The sequence below is a fragment of the Luteibacter sp. UNCMF331Sha3.1 genome, from assembly GCF_900109915.1.
In the GTDB taxonomy this organism is placed as follows: Bacteria; Pseudomonadota; Gammaproteobacteria; order Xanthomonadales; family Rhodanobacteraceae; genus Luteibacter.
Genome location: NZ_FOBU01000007.1, coordinates 1 through 16,863, shown reverse-complemented (window position 1 = coordinate 16,863; position 16,863 = coordinate 1). Strand labels below are relative to the sequence as shown.

Here is a 16,863-nt window from a genome sequence, read left to right as displayed (position 1 = left end):
GCCTTCTCTTCCGGCGCGGCGTCGATCGAACCGTAATCCTTGAATTCGCCACCGAAACGCTCGGCGCCGATCTTCGTCAGCGCGGCGGTCAGCGTGGTCTTGCCGTGATCGACGTGACCGATGGTGCCGACGTTGACGTGCGGCTTCTTGCGCTCGAACTTACCCTTTGCCATGACTCTAAACCTCTAAAAGAACGTTGTATGTTTTGAGAGAAGAAGCCCTTATCAGGACTTCTTCATGACCTCGTCGGCGATATTCTTCGGCGCCGGCTCGTAGTGGTCGAACTCCATCGTGAACGTTGCGCGACCCTGGGTCTGCGAACGCAGCGACGTGGCGTAGCCGAACATCTCACCCAGCGGAATCATCGCGTTGACGGTCTTACCCGACGGCGTTTCTTCCTGACCGGTCAGCATGCCGCGACGACGCGAGATATCGCCCATCACGTCACCGACGTAGTCTTCCGGCGTCACGACCTCGACCTTCATGATCGGCTCGAGCAGAACCGGCTGCGCCTTCGCGAAGCCCTGCTTGAACGCCATCGAAGCGGCGAGCTTGAACGCCATTTCGGACGAGTCGACGTCGTGGTACGAACCGAAGACGAGCTTGACCTTCGTGTTCACGACCGGGAAGCCAGCCAGCGGACCCGAGGTGATCGTCTCGCGCAGGCCCTTCTCGACCGACGGGATGAATTCCTTCGGAATCACACCGCCCGTGATGTCGTTGATGAACAGGAAGTCGTCCTTGATGCCGGCGGCGAGCTTCTCGTCCGCACGATCGGCGTCCGTGATCGGCGACAGTTCGATCACGACGTGACCGTACTGACCCTTACCACCCGACTGCTTGGCGTGCTTGTAGTCCGACTTGACGTCCGAGGCCTGAATCGTCTCGCGGTAAGCCACCTGCGGCTTGCCCACGTTGGCTTCGACGTTGAACTCGCGGCGCATGCGGTCCACCAGGATGTCCAGGTGAAGCTCGCCCATGCCCGAGATGATCGTCTGACCCGACTCTTCGTCCGTGCGGACGCGGAACGACGGATCTTCCGCGGCCAGACGGCCGAGGGCGATACCCATCTTTTCCTGGTCCGACTTGGTCTTCGGCTCGACCGCCATCGAAATCACCGGCTCCGGGAACGACATGCGCTCCAGGGTGATGATGTGATCCTGCGCGCACAGCGTGTCGCCGGTCGTGACGTCCTTCAGGCCGACCGCGGCGGCGATGTCGCCAGCACGGACTTCCTTCAGCTCGTGACGCTCGTTGGCGTGCATCTGCAGGATGCGGCCGATGCGCTCCTTCTTCGACTTGACCGGGTTGTACACCTGGTCACCGGCGTTCAGCGTGCCCGAGTAGACACGGAAGAACGTCAGCGCGCCGACGAACGGATCGGTCATGATCTTGAACGCGAGCGCCGAGAACGGAGCGTCGTCCTTCGCCGGACGGGTATCCGGCTGCTCGTCTTCGTTGACACCCTCGACCGGCGGACGGTCGATCGGCGACGGCAGCAGGTTGACCACGGCGTCGAGCATCGCCTGGACGCCCTTGTTCTTGAACGCGGTACCGCAGAAGACCGGAATGATCTCGCTCTTCAGCGTGCGCAGACGCAAGCCTTCGATGATCTCGGCCTCCGTCAGCTCTTCGCCGCCGAGGTACTTGTCCATCATCTCTTCCGTGGCTTCCGCCGCGGCTTCGATCATGGCCGTACGATCTTCTTCGGCCTTGGCCTGGAGTTCCGCCGGGATATCGACGTATTCGAACTTCATGCCCTGGGACTCCATGTCCCACTTGATGGCCTTCATCTTGAGGAGATCGACGACGCCTTCGAAGTTGTCTTCGGCACCGATCGGCACCTGCATCGGCACCGGGTTGGCGGCGAGGCGCGACTTCAGCTGGTCGACGACCTTGTAGAAGTTCGCACCCGTGCGGTCCATCTTGTTGACGAACGCGAGGCGCGGAACCTTGTACCGGTTGGCCTGACGCCACACGGTTTCCGACTGCGGCTGCACGCCACCCACGGCGCAGAGCACGAAGACGGCACCGTCGAGCACGCGGAGCGAACGCTCCACTTCGATGGTGAAGTCGACGTGTCCCGGGGTATCGATGATGTTGAAGCGGTGCTCGGGCAGCGAACGGTCCATGCCCTTCCAGAATGCCGTGGTGGCAGCGGAAGTGATGGTGATGCCGCGCTCCTGCTCCTGCTCCATCCAGTCCATCGTCGCCGCACCGTCATGCACCTCGCCAATCTTATGACTGACACCGGTGTAGAACAGGATGCGCTCCGTGGTCGTGGTCTTGCCGGCATCGATGTGAGCCATGATGCCGAAGTTGCGGTAGCGCTCGATGGGAGTGGTGCGTGCCACGGTCTTTCCTCAATCTGAAGCTGTAGTGATTACCAGCGGTAATGCGAGAAGGCCTTGTTGGCCTCTGCCATGCGATGCGTTTCTTCGCGCTTCTTGACGGCGCCGCCACGGGATTCCGAGGCTTCGAGCAGTTCGGCGGCCAGCTTGCGCGGCATGGACGTCTCGCCGCGCTTGCGCGCCGCGTCGATCACCCAACGCATGGCGAGAGCCATACGACGGCCCGGACGGACTTCGACCGGCACCTGGTACGTGGCACCGCCAACGCGACGCGACTTCACCTCGACGGCCGGGGCGATGTTGCCCAGGGCCTTCTCGACGAGCTGCACGGCTTCAGCGTGCTTCTTGCCGATTTCTTCGAGAGCACCGTACACGATGGATTCGGCGACGGACTTCTTGCCGGACTTCATCACCATGTTGATGAAGCGGGCAATCAGCTGGCTTCCGTGCTTCGGGTCCGGGAGGACCACACGGGCGGGATGGGAACCTTTACGCGACATAATTCTTGTCCTTTACTCAGCTCTTCGGGCGCTTGGCGCCGTACTTCGAGCGCGACTTGCGACGCTTGGTCACGCCGGCGCAGTCGAGACTGCCGCGAACCGTGTGGTAACGCACACCCGGGAGATCCTTGACGCGACCGCCACGGATCAGGACCACCGAGTGCTCCTGGAGGTTGTGACCTTCGCCACCGATGTAGCTGATGACTTCGAAACCGTTGGTGAGGCGCACCTTGGCAACCTTACGCAGCGCCGAGTTCGGCTTCTTCGGGGTGGTCGTGTAAACGCGCGTGCAGACGCCGCGACGCTGCGGGCTGCTCTGCAGTGCCGGCGAAGCGCTCTTGTAGGCCTTCGGGCTGCGGGATTTGCGCACCAACTGGTTGACTGTCGTCATGCGAAGCTATTCCTGAGAAACATAAAGGCAGACCGAATGATCGGCCCGCCAGAGAAGCTGTTGTTAACGTGCGCCGCCCGCGGTGCGAGCCAACGCCCATCGTCCCTGAATCCGAACACGAGGCGCATCCGTGCGCCTCATTTCGTATGTACGAGTAAAACCCGGGTACGGGCGTTACTCGGCGCTATCGTTGGACCCGGCGGGTGCCTCTTCGAACGTGACGACCGGCGCCGAACCCGAGAGGGTTTCGAGTTCCGAAGCCGTCAGACCGCCCCGGTTACGACGCGCAGCGTGGTAAGCCAGACCCGTACCCGCAGGGATTAGCCGCCCAACAATAACATTTTCCTTCAGGCCACGCAACGTATCGCGGGTGCCACGAACCGCCGCCTCGGTGAGGACGCGGGTGGTTTCCTGGAACGAAGCCGCCGAAATGAACGACTCGGTGGCCAGCGATGCCTTGGTGATGCCGAGCAGGACCGACTCGAACTGGGCGCGACGCTCGCCCCGGGCTTCGGCCCGGTCGTTCTCCTCGTTGATCCGGACGCGCTCGACCTGCTCGCCGCGCAGGTACGTGCTGTCCCCCGCCTCGGTGATCTCGACCTTGCGGAGCATCTGGCGAATGATCGCTTCGATGTGCTTGTCGTTGATCTTCACGCCCTGCAGGCGGTAGACGTCCTGGATTTCCTTGACCAGGTACGAGGCCAGCGGCTCGACACCCAGCAGGCGCAGGATGTCATGCGGATTCGGCTCGCCGTCGACGACGGTTTCGCCCTTCTCCACGTGCTCGCCTTCGAAGACGATGACCTGACGCCACTTGGGAATCAGCTCCTCGTGCTCGTTGCCGTCCACGTCCTTGATGATGAGACGCTGCTTGCCCTTGGTGTCCTTGCCGAAGCTGACGATACCCGAGCGCTCCGCGAGGATCGCCGGCTCCTTCGGCTTGCGGGCTTCGAACAGATCGGCGACGCGCGGAAGACCACCGGTGATGTCGCGGGTCTTCGACGTTTCCTGCGGGATACGGGCGACGACGTCACCCACGCCCACTTCGGCGCCGTTCTGGATCGACACGATCGCGCCGGCCGGCAGGAAGTACTGGGCGGCGATGTCCGTGCCCGGCAGCTTGAGCTCGCGGCCCTTGCTGTCTTCCAGGCGGACGATCGGGCGCAGATCCTTGGCCTGCGTACCGCGACGCTTCGGATCGGTCACCACGGCCGACTCGAGGCCGGTCAGTTCGTCGGTCTGCGACTGGACGGTCACGCCATCGATGAAGTCGATGAAGCGGACCACACCGGCCACTTCCGTGACGATCGGGTGGGTATGCGGATCCCAGTTCGCGACGGTCTGGCCGGCCTTCACCGGGTCGCCGTCCTTCACGGCGATCGTCGCACCGTAAGGCACCTTGTAACGCTCGCGCTCGCGACCGTTGGCATCGATGACGCTCACTTCGCCCGAACGCGAGACCGCCACCAGGTGACCCTGGGAGTGCTCGACCGACTTCAGGTTGTTGAACTTCAGCGCGCCCGTGGTGCGGACGGTGACGTTGTCGACCGCGGCCGCTCGCGACGCCGCACCACCGATGTGGAACGTACGCATCGTGAGCTGGGTACCCGGCTCACCGATCGACTGAGCGGCGACCACACCCACGGCCTCGCCCATGTTGACCAGGTGACCGCGAGCGAGGTCGCGGCCGTAGCACAGGGCGCACACGCCGTGGCTGGCACGGCAGGTGATCGGCGAACGGACCTTGATCAGCTGCACGCCGGCCTTGTCGAGCTTGTCGACCAGGTACTCGTCGAGCAGCGTGTCGCGGGTGACGATCGGCTCGTCGTCGTCGCCGGGGGCGTAGACGTCCTCGACCACCACACGGCCCAGCACGCGCTCGCGCAGCGGCTCGACCACGTCACCGCCTTCGACGATCGGCGACATCAGCACACCGTCTTCCGTGCCGCAATCGTGCTCGGTAATGACGACGTCCTGCGCCACGTCGACGAGACGACGGGTGAGGTAACCGGAGTTGGCGGTCTTCAGCGCGGTATCCGCGAGACCCTTACGGGCGCCGTGGGTCGAGTTGAAGTACTGGAGGACGTTCAGGCCTTCGCGGAAGTTCGCCTTGATGGGCGTCTCGATGATCGAGCCATCCGGACGGGCCATCAGGCCACGCATACCCGCCAGCTGACGGATCTGGGCCGCGCTACCACGCGCACCGGAGTCCGCCATGATGTACAGCGAGTTCATGGACTTCTGATTGACCGTCTTGCCTTCGGCGTCCTGCACCTTCTCCGTGCCGATACCGTCGATCATCGCCTTGGCGACGAGTTCGTTGGTACGCGACCAGATGTCGACGACCTTGTTGTAGCGTTCGCCGGCGGTGACGAGACCCGACTGGTACTGCTCCTGGATCTCGACGACTTCCTTTTCGGCTTCCTCGAGGATGCCCTTCTTCTCGCCCGGGATCTTCATGTCGTCGATGCCGATAGAGATGCCGGCGCGCGTCGCGAAACGGAAGCCGGTGTACATCAGCTTGTCGGCGAACACGACCGATTCCTTCAGACCGAGCAGACGATAGCTCTGGTTGATCAGGCGCGAGATGTTCTTCTTGGTGAGCTCCGTGTTGACCAGCGCGAACGGCAGGCCTTCCGGAATGATCTCGGCGAGCAGCGCGCGACCGATCGTCGTGTCGACGAGGACGTGACGCTCGACGCGCTCGCCATCGACGGTCTCGACCGTGCGCACGCGCACCTTGACCTTGGCGTGGAGCTCGACCGCACGGTTGTCGTACGCACGACGGACTTCGCCGACGTTCGCGAACACCATGCCGGCGCCCTTCGCGTTGATCAGCTCGCGGGTCATGTAGTACAGGCCGAGCACGACGTCCTGCGACGGCACGATGATCGGCTCGCCGTTCGCCGGCGACAGGATGTTGTTCGACGACATCATCAGGGCGCGGGCTTCGAGCTGCGCCTCGATCGACAGCGGCACGTGGACGGCCATCTGGTCACCGTCGAAGTCGGCGTTGAACGCCGTACACACCAGCGGATGCAGCTGGATCGCCTTGCCTTCGATCAGGACCGGCTCGAACGCCTGGATACCCAGACGATGCAGGGTCGGCGCACGGTTGAGCATGACCGGGTGCTCGCGGATGACCTCCTCGAGGATGTCCCAGACCTGCGCTTCTTCGCGCTCGACGAGCTTCTTCGCCGCCTTGATCGTCGTGGCTTCGCCACGCGCCTGGAGCTTGGCGAAGATGAAGGGCTTGAAGAGCTCGAGCGCCATCTTCTTCGGCAGGCCGCACTGGTGCAGGCGCAGCGTCGGGCCGACCACGATGACCGAACGGCCCGAGTAGTCGACGCGCTTGCCGAGCAGGTTCTGGCGGAAGCGGCCCTGCTTGCCCTTGATCATGTCGGCGAGCGACTTCAGCGCGCGCTTGTTCGTGCCGGTGATGGCACGACCGCGACGGCCGTTGTCGAGCAGCGCGTCGACCGATTCCTGCAGCATGCGCTTCTCGTTGCGCACGATGATGTCGGGCGCGGCGAGTTCGAGCAGACGCTTAAGGCGGTTGTTACGGTTGATGACGCGGCGGTACAGGTCGTTCAGATCCGACGTCGCGAAACGGCCGCCGTCCAGCGGGACGAGCGGACGCAGGTCGGGCGGCAGCACCGGCAGGACGGTCAGGACCATCCATTCCGGCTTGTTGCCCGACTCGAGGAACGCCTCGATCAGCTTCACGCGCTTGGTGAGGCGCTTGAGCTTGGTCTCGGAGTTGGTCGACGAGATCTCTTCCTTCAGGCGGATGACTTCGCCCGGCAGGTCGAGGCTCTTCAGCAGCTCGTAGACGGCCTCGGCACCCATGCGGGCGTCGAACTCGTCGCCGTGCTCTTCGGTCGCTTCCAGGTACTGGTCTTCGCTGAGCAGCTGACCGCGCTCGAGCGCGGTCAGGCCCGGATCGATCACGACGAAGGCTTCGAAGTACAGGATGCGCTCGATGTCACGCAGCGTCATGTCCAGCATGAGGCCGATGCGCGACGGCAGCGACTTCAGGAACCAGATGTGCGCCGTCGGGCTGGCGAGCTCGATGTGACCCATGCGCTCGCGACGGACCTTGGCCAGCGTGACCTCGGTGCCGCACTTCTCGCAGACGACGCCGCGATGCTTCATGCGCTTGTACTTGCCGCACAGGCATTCGTAGTCCTTGATCGGACCGAAAATGGCCGCGCAGAACAGACCGTCACGCTCGGGCTTGAACGTGCGGTAGTTGATGGTTTCCGGCTTCTTGACTTCGCCGTACGACCACGAGCGGATCAGCTCCGGCGAAGCCAGAGCGATCTTGATCGCGTCGAAATCCAGCGTCTGTCGCTGCTGGTTGAACAGATTGAGCAGGTCTTTCATGCGTAATCTCCGGTAGCCGCGACGATCACTTGATCTCTTCGAGTTCGATGTCGATACCGAGCGAGCGGATTTCCTTCACGAGCACGTTGAAGGATTCCGGCATGCCTGCGGCCATTTCGTGGTTGCCGTCCACAATGTTCTTGTACATCTGGTTGCGGCCCTGCACGTCGTCCGACTTGACGGTCAGCATTTCCTGCAGGGTGTACGCCGCGCCATAGGCCTCGAGCGCCCAGACTTCCATTTCGCCGAAGCGCTGACCGCCGAACTGCGCCTTGCCGCCCAGCGGCTGCTGGGTGACGAGCGAGTACGGACCCGTCGAACGCGCGTGCATCTTGTCGTCGACGAGGTGGTTCAGTTTCAGCATGTGCATGTAGCCGACCGTGACCGGGCGATCGAACGCCTCGCCCGTGCGGCCGTCGAAGAGCACCGTCTGGCCGGATTCCGGCAGGTCGGCGAGCTTCAGCATGTGCTTGATCTCGGTTTCCTCGGCACCGTCGAAGACCGGCGTCGCCATCGGCACGCCGTCACGCAGGTTGTCGGCGAGCTGGACGATCTCGGCGTCCGACATCGACTTGAGGTCGACATGACGCACCGCGCCTTCGGCACCGGCGTTGCCGTGGTTGTAGACCTCGTCGAGGAACTCGCGCAGCTTCGCGGGCTTCTCGTTGGCTTCGATCATGGCCGAGATCTTGTGACCCAGGCCCTTCGCCGCCCAGCCGAGGTGAACCTCGAGGATCTGGCCGATGTTCATACGCGACGGCACGCCCAGCGGGTTCAGGCAGATGTCGACCGGACGACCGTCGGCGGAGAACGGCATGTCCTCGACCGGAACGATCATCGACACGACGCCCTTGTTGCCGTGGCGGCCTGCCATCTTGTCGCCGGGCTGGATGCGGCGCTTCACGGCCAGGTAGACCTTGACCATCTTGAGCACGCCCGGAGCGAGGTCGTCGCCCTGGGTGATCTTGCCCTGCTTCTCCTTGAAGCGCTTGTCGAAGGCTTCGCGGTGACGCTTGACCTGCTCGGCGGCGCGCTCGAGGAACTCGGAGACTTCCTCTTCCTTGACGTTGATCTTGAACCAGTCGTCCTTCTTCAGGCCGTCGAGGTACGCGTCGTCGATGGTGGCGCCACGCTTCAGGCCGGCCGGGCCGCTCATCGCGGTCTTGCCCACCAGCTGCGAACGCATACGGGCGTAGATCGCGCCTTCGAGGATGCGGAACTGGTCGTCGAGATCCTTGCGGATACGCTTCAGTTCGGTCTCTTCGATCTGCTTGGCGCGCTTGTCCTTCTCGATGCCGTCGCGGGTGAAGACCTGCACGTCGATGACGTTGCCGTCCATGCCCGGGGGCACGCGCAGCGAGCTGTCCTTAACGTCCGAAGCCTTCTCGCCGAAGATGGCGCGGAGGAGCTTTTCTTCCGGCGTCAGCTGGCTCTCGCCCTTCGGCGTGACCTTGCCGACGAGGATGTCGCCCGCCTTCACTTCCGCACCGATGTACACGATGCCGGACTCGTCGAGACGCGCGAGCGCCTGCTCGCCGACGTTCGGGATGTCCGCGGTGATTTCCTCGGCACCGAGCTTGGTGTCGCGGGCGATGCAGGTCATTTCCTCGATGTGGATCGAGGTGTAACGGTCTTCCTGGACCACGCGCTCGGAGATCAGGATCGAGTCTTCGAAGTTGTAGCCGTTCCACGGCATGAACGCGACGAGCATGTTCTGGCCGAGCGCGAGCTCGCCGAGGTCGGTCGAGGAACCGTCCGCCAGCGTGTCGCCCACCGCCACCACGTCGCCGACGTTCACCAGCGGGCGCTGGTTGAGGTTGGTGTTCTGGTTGGAGCGGGTGTACTTGGTCAGCGTGTAGATATCGACGCCGGCATCATCGTCGCCGACTTCGGCTTCGTTGACGCGCACGACGATACGGGCGGCATCGACCTGGTCGATGACGCCGCCACGACGGGCCGACACGGTCACGCCCGAGTCACGCGCCACGGCGCGCTCGATGCCCGTGCCGACGAGCGGCTTCTGGCTGCGCAGGGTCGGAACGGCCTGACGCTGCATGTTCGCGCCCATGAGCGCGCGGTTCGCATCGTCGTGCTCGAGGAACGGCACGAGTGCCGCCGCGACCGACACGGTCTGCATCGGCGAGACGTCCATGTAGTTGATCTCGGCCGACGGACGCAGCTCGGATTCGCCACGGAAACGGCACGACACGAAATCTTCCAGGAAGCGGCCGTCCTTCGACAGCGGCGAGTTCGCCTGGGCGATGACGTGGTCGCCTTCCTCGATCGCGGAGAGGTAATCGACCTTGTCGGTCACCTTGCCGTTCTCGACCTTGCGGTACGGCGTCTCGAGGAAGCCGTAGGCGTTCGTGCGGGCGTAGACGGCCAGCGAGTTGATCAGGCCGATGTTCGGGCCTTCCGGCGTTTCGATGGTGCAGACGCGACCGTAGTGGGTCGGGTGGACGTCGCGCACTTCGAAGCCGGCGCGCTCGCGCGTCAGGCCGCCCGGTCCGAGCGCCGACACGCGGCGCTTGTGGGTCACTTCGGACAGCGGGTTGTTCTGATCCATGAACTGGGAGAGCTGCGACGAACCGAAGAACTCCTTCACCGCCGCCGCGACCGGCTTGGCGTTGATGAGTTCCTGGGGGGTCAGGCCTTCCGATTCGGCCAGCGACAGGCGCTCGCGAACCGCGCGCTCGACGCGGACGAGACCGATGCGGAAGGTGTTCTCCGCCATTTCGCCGACCGAACGCACGCGACGGTTACCCAGGTGGTCGATATCGTCGACCGTGCCGGTGCCGTTGCGGATGTCGATGAGCACGCGCAGCACGTCGAGGATGTCCGACGTCTCGCCCTGCTCGGCGACCAGGCGCTGGGACTCTTCTTCCTTGCGCTCGGCGAAGTACTTGTGGTCGTAGAGCACGCCCGGACCGATGACGTCCTTGCGACCCACGCGACGGTTGAACTTCATGCGACCCACGGCCGAGAGGTCGTAGCGGTCGAACGTGAAGAACAGATTGAAGAACAGGTTCTGCGCGGCGTCCTTGGTCGGCGGCTCGCCCGGACGCATCATCCGGTAGATTTCGACCAGCGCCTCGAGCTGCGTGCGCGTGTTGTCGATGCGCAGGGTGTTCGAGATGTACGCGCCACGATCGAGATCGTTGACGTACAGCGTCGGCACCGTCTCGATACCGCCCTTGCGGAGGCGCTCGAGGTGCTCGGCGGTCAGCTCGTCGTTGGCCGCGGCGATGATCTCGCCGGTGTCCTTGTCGATCATGTCGACGGCGACGATGCGGCCGACCGGGTAGTCGTCCGGCACTTCGAGCGTCGTGATCTTCTCGTTCGCCAGCTGGCGGACGTGGCGCGCGGTGATGCGCTTGCCCGCTTCGACCAGCACCTTGCCGTCGACCACGAGGTCGAACGAAAGGGTTTCACCACGCAGACGCTCGGCAACGAGGTCGAGCGTGACGGTGCCCTTCTTGCCCAGGTGGAACACGTTGTGCTCGAAGAAGATGCTGAGCATCTCCTCGTTGTTGTAGCCGAGCGCGCGCAGCAGCACCGTCACCGGCAGCTTGCGGCGACGATCGATACGGGTGAACAGCGCGTCCTTCGGGTCGAACTCGAAGTCGAGCCACGAGCCACGGTAAGGAATCACGCGGGCGGAGAAGAGCAGCTTGCCCGAGCTGTGCGTCTTGCCGCGGTCGTGATCGAAGAACACGCCCGGCGAACGGTGCAGCTGCGAGACGATGACGCGCTCGGTGCCGTTGATGATGAAGGTGCCGGTCTCGGTCATGAGCGGAATCTCGCCCATGTAGACCTCCTGCTCCTTCACGTACTTCACGGCCTTCTTCGAGGCCGGGCTGTCCTTGTCGTAGATCACGAGGCGGACGGTCGTGCGCAGGGGCGCGCCGAACGTCATGCCGCGGTTGCGGCACTCGCGCTCGTCGAACGCCGGCTCGCCGAGCCGGTAGTCCACGTATTCGAGGGCGGCGTTGCCCGAGTAGCTGGAAATCGGGAACACCGACTTCAGGGCCGCATGCAGGCCCTTCTCTTCACGCTGCTTGGAGCTGACCTGCTCCTGCAGGAATTCCTTGTACGAGTCGGTCTGGATCGTCAGCAGGTTGGGCACGCCCAGCACGGGCGGACGCTTGCCGAAATCCTTACGGATGCGCTTCTTCTCGGTAAACGAGTAGGTCATGGTGGTTACCGCCTCGGTCTCTGTAGTACCGCCGCGTGTCGCGACGGTTAAGGTGAATCGAAAATCGGAGATCGGGATTCGAACCGCGGAGCCCGGATAAGCGCTCTCGAATCGCGATGTCCCATTTCCGACGGAACGGACATCCAACGTGGAACATGGCCTTGGGGAACGGCCAAAGCCCGGGGGCTCACGCCCCCGGGCTCACTTGACGCTATGTCGAACAACGGGCGCGCAAGGCGCCGATTACTTCAGTTCGACCGTGGCGCCTGCAGCTTCGAGATCCTTCTTGAACTTCGCGGCGTCTTCCTTCGAAGCGCCTTCCTTCACGACGCCACCGGCTTCGGTGAGGTCCTTCGCTTCCTTCAGGCCCAGGCCCGTGATGGCACGGACGGCCTTGATGACGTCGACCTTCTTGTCGCCAGCGGACTTCAGGATGACGTCGAACTCGGTCTGCTCTTCGGCAGCGGCAGCGGCCGGACCGGCAGCGGCAGCGGCAACCGGGGCAGCGGCCGAGACGCCGAAGGTTTCTTCGATCGACTTCACCAGCTCCATGATTTCCATCAGGGACTTGGCCTTGATGGCTTCGACGATCTGTTCGGTGGTCAGGGTGGACATTGTTTCGTACCTTCTAAAAAGTTTCGATGAGAAAAGTCGGCGAACTTAGGCGGGTTCGGCTTCGGCCGGGGCTTCTGCGGCGACATCGCCACCACCCTGCTTGTCGGCCACTGCCTTGACGGCGCGTGCGAACATCGCAGCCGGTTCGGACAGGACGCGGGCAAGCATCGACAGCGCTTCTTCGCGGGTCGGCAGCGACGCGAGCACGTCGACGTGAGCGGCCGGAAGGAGCTTGCCTTCCACCGACACGACCTTCGCGATCAGCTTGTCGTTGGTCTTCGCGAATTCCTTGATCACGCGCCCGGCAGCACCGGGCTCTTCCAGCGAGAACGCATACAGCAGCGGACCGACCAGGACGTCCTTGACGACCTCGAATTCGGTACCGGCCACGGCGCGCGCGGCGAGCGTGTTCTTGACGACTTTCAAGAAAACGCCCGACTCACGGGCCTTCTTACGCATCGCGGTCATCTGGGAGACCGTGGTGCCTGCGTACTCGGCGGCGACCAGGGAGTGCGCCTTCGCGGCGACCTCTGCCAGCTCGGCGACTACTTCTTGCTTCTGGGACAGATTGAGAGCCATTGCACTCCTCCAATTGAACTCCGCTCACGACTCCTGCCGCTTGCGGTCCTGGGCGACATCGTCCTGACGTCGGGGACGGGAACGTCCCGGGTGGTGGCCTTTCCAGATTCGAAACGAATACCAGAAGGGGCTGCACCATCTACGCAGGCTGGATCCGTACGGGCATCCGATTAAGCGAACCCGCTGCCGACGACGGCGTTTCCTTGCCAACACGAGCTCCCTGCTCGTCGCCGTCGCGCGCTGTTCGCGCCTACGGTCTTTGACGGCTGCCCCGGTATTGCAACCGGGGCTGCCCTCAAAAACGTGCCCCCGCCGGCGGAGCCGGCAGGGGTCGTAACACTTACTTGGCCGAGGTGTTCACGGTCGAGGTATCGACCGGCACGCCCACGCCCATCGTGCTCGACAGCGCGACCTTCTGGATGTACTGGCCCTTCGCGGCGGCCGGCTTGGCCTTCACGAGATCGGCGATCAGTGCATTCAGGTTGTCGGCCAGCTGGGCGGCGTCGAAGCTCGCCTTGCCGATGGTGGCGTGGATGATGCCACCCTTGTCGTTACGGAACTTGACCTGGCCGGCCTTGGCGTTCTTGACGGCCGTGGCGACGTCGGCGGTGACCGAGCCGTCCTTCGGGTTCGGCATCAGGCCGCGGGGACCGAGGACCTGACCGAGCTTACCGACGACGCGCATGGCGTCCGGCGTCGCGATGACGCGACCGTAGTTCAGGTCGCCCGCCGCCATCTTCTCGGCGAGGTCGTCCATACCGACGGCGTCGGCGCCCGCCGCGAGGGCGGCGTCAGCCTTCTCGCCGGCCGGAACGAACACGGCGACGCGAACGGTCTTGCCGGTGCCGTGCGGCAGCAGCGACGAACCGCGCACACCCTGGTCCGACTTCTTGGCGTCGATGCCCAGACGGACGGAGACGTCCACCGACTCGGCGAACTTCGCCTTGGCGTTGTCCTTGACGATCTTCAGCGCTTCGTCGAGACCATAGGTCTTGCCGGGCTGGACGGCGGCCGATGCGGCCTTCATACGCTTCGTGAGCTTTGCCATGTCTTAACCCTCCACTACCAGACCCATGGAACGCGCGCTGCCGGCGATCGTACGCACGGCGGCATCCAGATCGGCAGCCGTGAGATCCGGCTCCTTCTGCTTCGCGATCTCCTCGAGCTGGGCGCGGGTGACCTTGCCCACCTTGTCGGTGTTCGGCTTCTGCGAGCCCTTGGCCACGCCCGTGATCTTCTTGAGGAGGATCGAGGCCGGCGGGGTCTTCGTGATGAAGGTGAAGGTACGGTCGGAGTAGGCGGTGATCACGACCGGGATCGGAAGACCCGGCTCGAGCTTCTGCGTGGCGGCATTGAACGCCTTGCAGAACTCCATGATGTTCAGACCGCGCTGACCGAGCGCCGGACCGACCGGCGGCGACGGGTTGGCCTGACCGGCCTTGACCTGCAACTTGATGTAACCAATGACTTTCTTTGCCATGTGCTTTCCTCGCGAGTGCTGGCGCCTTGCGGCTCCTCGCTGTAGACCATCCCTGGAGGTGATGGGGCCCGCACCTGCGAACCCCTGAAACACGGACACGCCGGAGCGCAAGGCTCCAGCGTGAACCGGGCATTATAGGCTCCTCACGCGGGCTATGCAAACCCTGTGCCGAGGAGGACTGGCGAAGCCAGTCAGAGGGCCGTCAGGCCTTCTCCACCTGGCCGAACTCGAGCTCGACCGGGGTAGAACGACCGAAAATGAGCACCGCGACGCGCAGGCGGCTCTTTTCGTAGTTGACTTCTTCGACGACGCCGTTGAAGTCGTTGAACGGACCTTCGGTGACGCGGACCATTTCGCCCGGCTCGAAGAGGACCTTCGGACGAGGCTTCTCGACACCCTCGCGCACGCGGCTCAGGATGGCGTCGGCCTCGGAGTCGCGGATCGGATGCGGACGGTCGGCGGTGCCGCCGATGAAACCCATGACCTTCGGGGTTTCCTTGACCAGATGCCAGCATTCGTCGTCGATGCGGGGCGTCTTGCCGCTCGTATCGGTCTCGATCTGGACCAGGACGTAACCGGGGAAGAACTTGCGCTCGCTGCGACGCTTCTGGCCGCCGCGCATCTCGATGACTTCCTCGGTCGGGACCAGGATCTCACCGAACTTTTCTTCCATGCCCTCGCGCTTGACGCGCTCGTCGAGAGCCTTGCGAACCTGCTGCTCGAATCCCGAATAGGCGTGAACCACGTACCAGCGCTTGCTCATGCCTTACCTCAATGTCCGAGCTTCAGCAGCCAATCGAGCACGACCGTCTTGAGCAACCAGTCGATAAGGCCCATCAGCAGCGAAAGAATGATGACGACGACGATGATCACGCCGGTCGTCTTCAGGGTTTCGTCGCGCGACGGCCAGACGACCTTGCGCAACTCGAACTGCGATTCGGCGATGAAGCCACGCAGACGACGACCCGGACCGGTGAACGCACCGATCGCCATGGCCGCCGCGATAGCGACGATAACGCCGACCACGCGCGCGAACGACGGCACGTTGGGGTTATCGCTGAAATAGTAGAAACCGACGATGCCCGCGGCGAGCACGACCAGCGCAAGCGCCAGCTTGCCGATATCGGCCGGGCCCAGACCCTTGGCTTCTTGTGCCTTCGTATTCATGCGCACTCAGGAGTGGCACGCCAGGAGGGACTCGAACCCCCAACCTGCGGTTTTGGAGACCGCTGCTCTGCCAATTGAGCTACTGGCGTACAGGTGGAACAGTGGGACCGCGAAGGCGGGAGGCTTGCGCCCTGCCCGCCCTGCGACCGGGTGCCCGCCCCGAAGGACGGGCATCGCTTGTCTTACTTGGTGATCTTCGAGACCACGCCGGCGCCGACGGTGCGGCCGCCTTCGCGGATCGCGAAACGCAGGCCTTCGTCCATGGCGATCGGGAAGCCCAGGGTCACCGCGATCTTCACGTTGTCGCCCGGCATCACCATCTCGGTGCCTTCCGGCAGCTTGATCGAGCCCGTGACGTCCGTCGTGCGGAAGTAGAACTGCGGACGGTAGTTGCTGAAGAACGGCGTGTGACGGCCACCCTCGTCCTTCGACAGGATGTACACCTCACCCTCGAACTCCGTGTGCGGCGTCACCGTACCCGGCTTCGACAGCACCTGACCGCGCTCGACGTCTTCGCGCTTCAGACCGCGGACCAGCACGCCGACGTTGTCACCGGCCTGACCCTGATCCAGCAGCTTGCGGAACATCTCCACGCCCGTGACCGTCGTGGTCTGGGTGTCCTTCAGGCCCACGACTTCCGCCGGGTCGCCCACCTTGATGATGCCGCGCTCGACGCGACCGGTCAGCACCGTGCCGCGACCCGAGATCGAGAACACGTCTTCCACCGGCAGCAGGAACGGCTTGTCGATGTCGCGCTCCGGCTCCGGGATCCAGCTGTCGAGCGCGTCGACCAGCTTGATGATCGCCGGCACGCCGATGTCCGACTGGTCGCCGTCCAGCGCCAGACGCGCCGAACCCGCGATGATCGGGGTGTCGTCGCCCGGGAACTCGTACTTCGACAGCAGCTCGCGCACTTCCATCTCGACCAGCTCGAGCAGCTCGGCGTCGTCCACCATGTCCGCCTTGTTCAGGAAGACCACGATGTACGGCACGCCGACCTGACGCGACAGCAGGATGTGCTCGCGCGTCTGCGGCATCGGGCCGTCAGCGGCCGAGCACACCAGGATCGCGCCGTCCATCTGCGCCGCACCCGTGATCATGTTCTTGACGTAGTCAGCATGTCCCGGGCAATCGACGTGACCGTAGTGACGCGTCGGCGATTCGTATTCGACGTGAGCCGTCGAGATCGTGATGCCGCG

13 protein-coding genes and 1 tRNA gene are annotated in these 16,863 nt (G+C 63.9%); all 14 read right to left on the bottom strand.

What is annotated here, in order from left to right; translation table 11 throughout:
* Positions 1-173 (bottom strand): GTP-binding protein (locus tag BMX32_RS18310; protein WP_244511608.1); only part of this gene is annotated, 173 nt, incomplete at its 3' end.
* A 51-nt stretch (positions 174-224) separates the two neighbouring features.
* The gene (gene fusA, locus BMX32_RS18305; RefSeq protein ID WP_089981585.1) at positions 225-2,354 is read right to left on the bottom strand and encodes an elongation factor G; all 2,130 of its coding nucleotides are present in this window, start codon (positions 2,352-2,354) and stop codon (positions 225-227) included.
* Positions 2,355-2,383: 29 nt separating this feature from the next.
* The gene (gene rpsG / locus BMX32_RS18300) at positions 2,384-2,851 is read right to left on the bottom strand and encodes a 30S ribosomal protein S7 (protein WP_036140138.1); all 468 of its coding nucleotides are present in this window, start codon (positions 2,849-2,851) and stop codon (positions 2,384-2,386) included.
* A gap of 16 nt (positions 2,852-2,867) precedes the next feature.
* A complete protein-coding gene (gene rpsL / locus BMX32_RS18295; RefSeq protein WP_036115505.1) occupies positions 2,868-3,242 on the bottom strand; it encodes a 30S ribosomal protein S12 in 375 nt (124 codons plus the stop codon).
* A 174-nt stretch (positions 3,243-3,416) separates the two neighbouring features.
* Positions 3,417-7,628, bottom strand: coding sequence for a DNA-directed RNA polymerase subunit beta' (rpoC, locus tag BMX32_RS18290; protein ID WP_089981583.1), 4,212 nt, complete (start codon positions 7,626-7,628; stop codon positions 3,417-3,419).
* Positions 7,629-7,653: 25 nt separating this feature from the next.
* The gene (rpoB, locus tag BMX32_RS18285) at positions 7,654-11,823 is read right to left on the bottom strand and encodes a DNA-directed RNA polymerase subunit beta (protein WP_089981581.1); all 4,170 of its coding nucleotides are present in this window, start codon (positions 11,821-11,823) and stop codon (positions 7,654-7,656) included.
* 243 nt (positions 11,824-12,066) lie between these two features.
* The gene (rplL, locus tag BMX32_RS18280; RefSeq protein WP_089981579.1) at positions 12,067-12,438 is read right to left on the bottom strand and encodes a 50S ribosomal protein L7/L12; all 372 of its coding nucleotides are present in this window, start codon (positions 12,436-12,438) and stop codon (positions 12,067-12,069) included.
* Positions 12,439-12,483: 45 nt separating this feature from the next.
* On the bottom strand, positions 12,484-13,017 hold the full coding sequence (gene rplJ / locus BMX32_RS18275; RefSeq protein WP_089981577.1) for a 50S ribosomal protein L10: 534 nt from the start codon (positions 13,015-13,017) through the stop codon (positions 12,484-12,486).
* A 340-nt stretch (positions 13,018-13,357) separates the two neighbouring features.
* Positions 13,358-14,065, bottom strand: a complete 708-nt coding sequence (rplA, locus tag BMX32_RS18270) for a 50S ribosomal protein L1 (RefSeq protein ID WP_089981576.1) — start codon at positions 14,063-14,065, stop codon at positions 13,358-13,360.
* Positions 14,066-14,068: 3 nt separating this feature from the next.
* A complete protein-coding gene (gene rplK / locus BMX32_RS18265; protein WP_045829444.1) occupies positions 14,069-14,497 on the bottom strand; it encodes a 50S ribosomal protein L11 in 429 nt (142 codons plus the stop codon).
* Between the two features lie 202 nt (positions 14,498-14,699).
* Positions 14,700-15,260, bottom strand: coding sequence for a transcription termination/antitermination protein NusG (gene nusG / locus BMX32_RS18260; protein ID WP_089981574.1), 561 nt, complete (start codon positions 15,258-15,260; stop codon positions 14,700-14,702).
* An 8-nt stretch (positions 15,261-15,268) separates the two neighbouring features.
* Entirely contained in the window at positions 15,269-15,664 is a 396-nt protein-coding gene (gene secE, locus BMX32_RS18255; RefSeq protein WP_089981572.1) for a preprotein translocase subunit SecE, read from the bottom strand.
* Positions 15,665-15,677: 13 nt separating this feature from the next.
* Positions 15,678-15,753: transfer RNA gene (locus BMX32_RS18250), tRNA-Trp, on the bottom strand.
* A 93-nt stretch (positions 15,754-15,846) separates the two neighbouring features.
* Positions 15,847-16,863: elongation factor Tu (gene tuf, locus BMX32_RS18245; RefSeq protein ID WP_139206789.1), on the bottom strand; the 1,017-nt coding region annotated here is incomplete at its 5' end.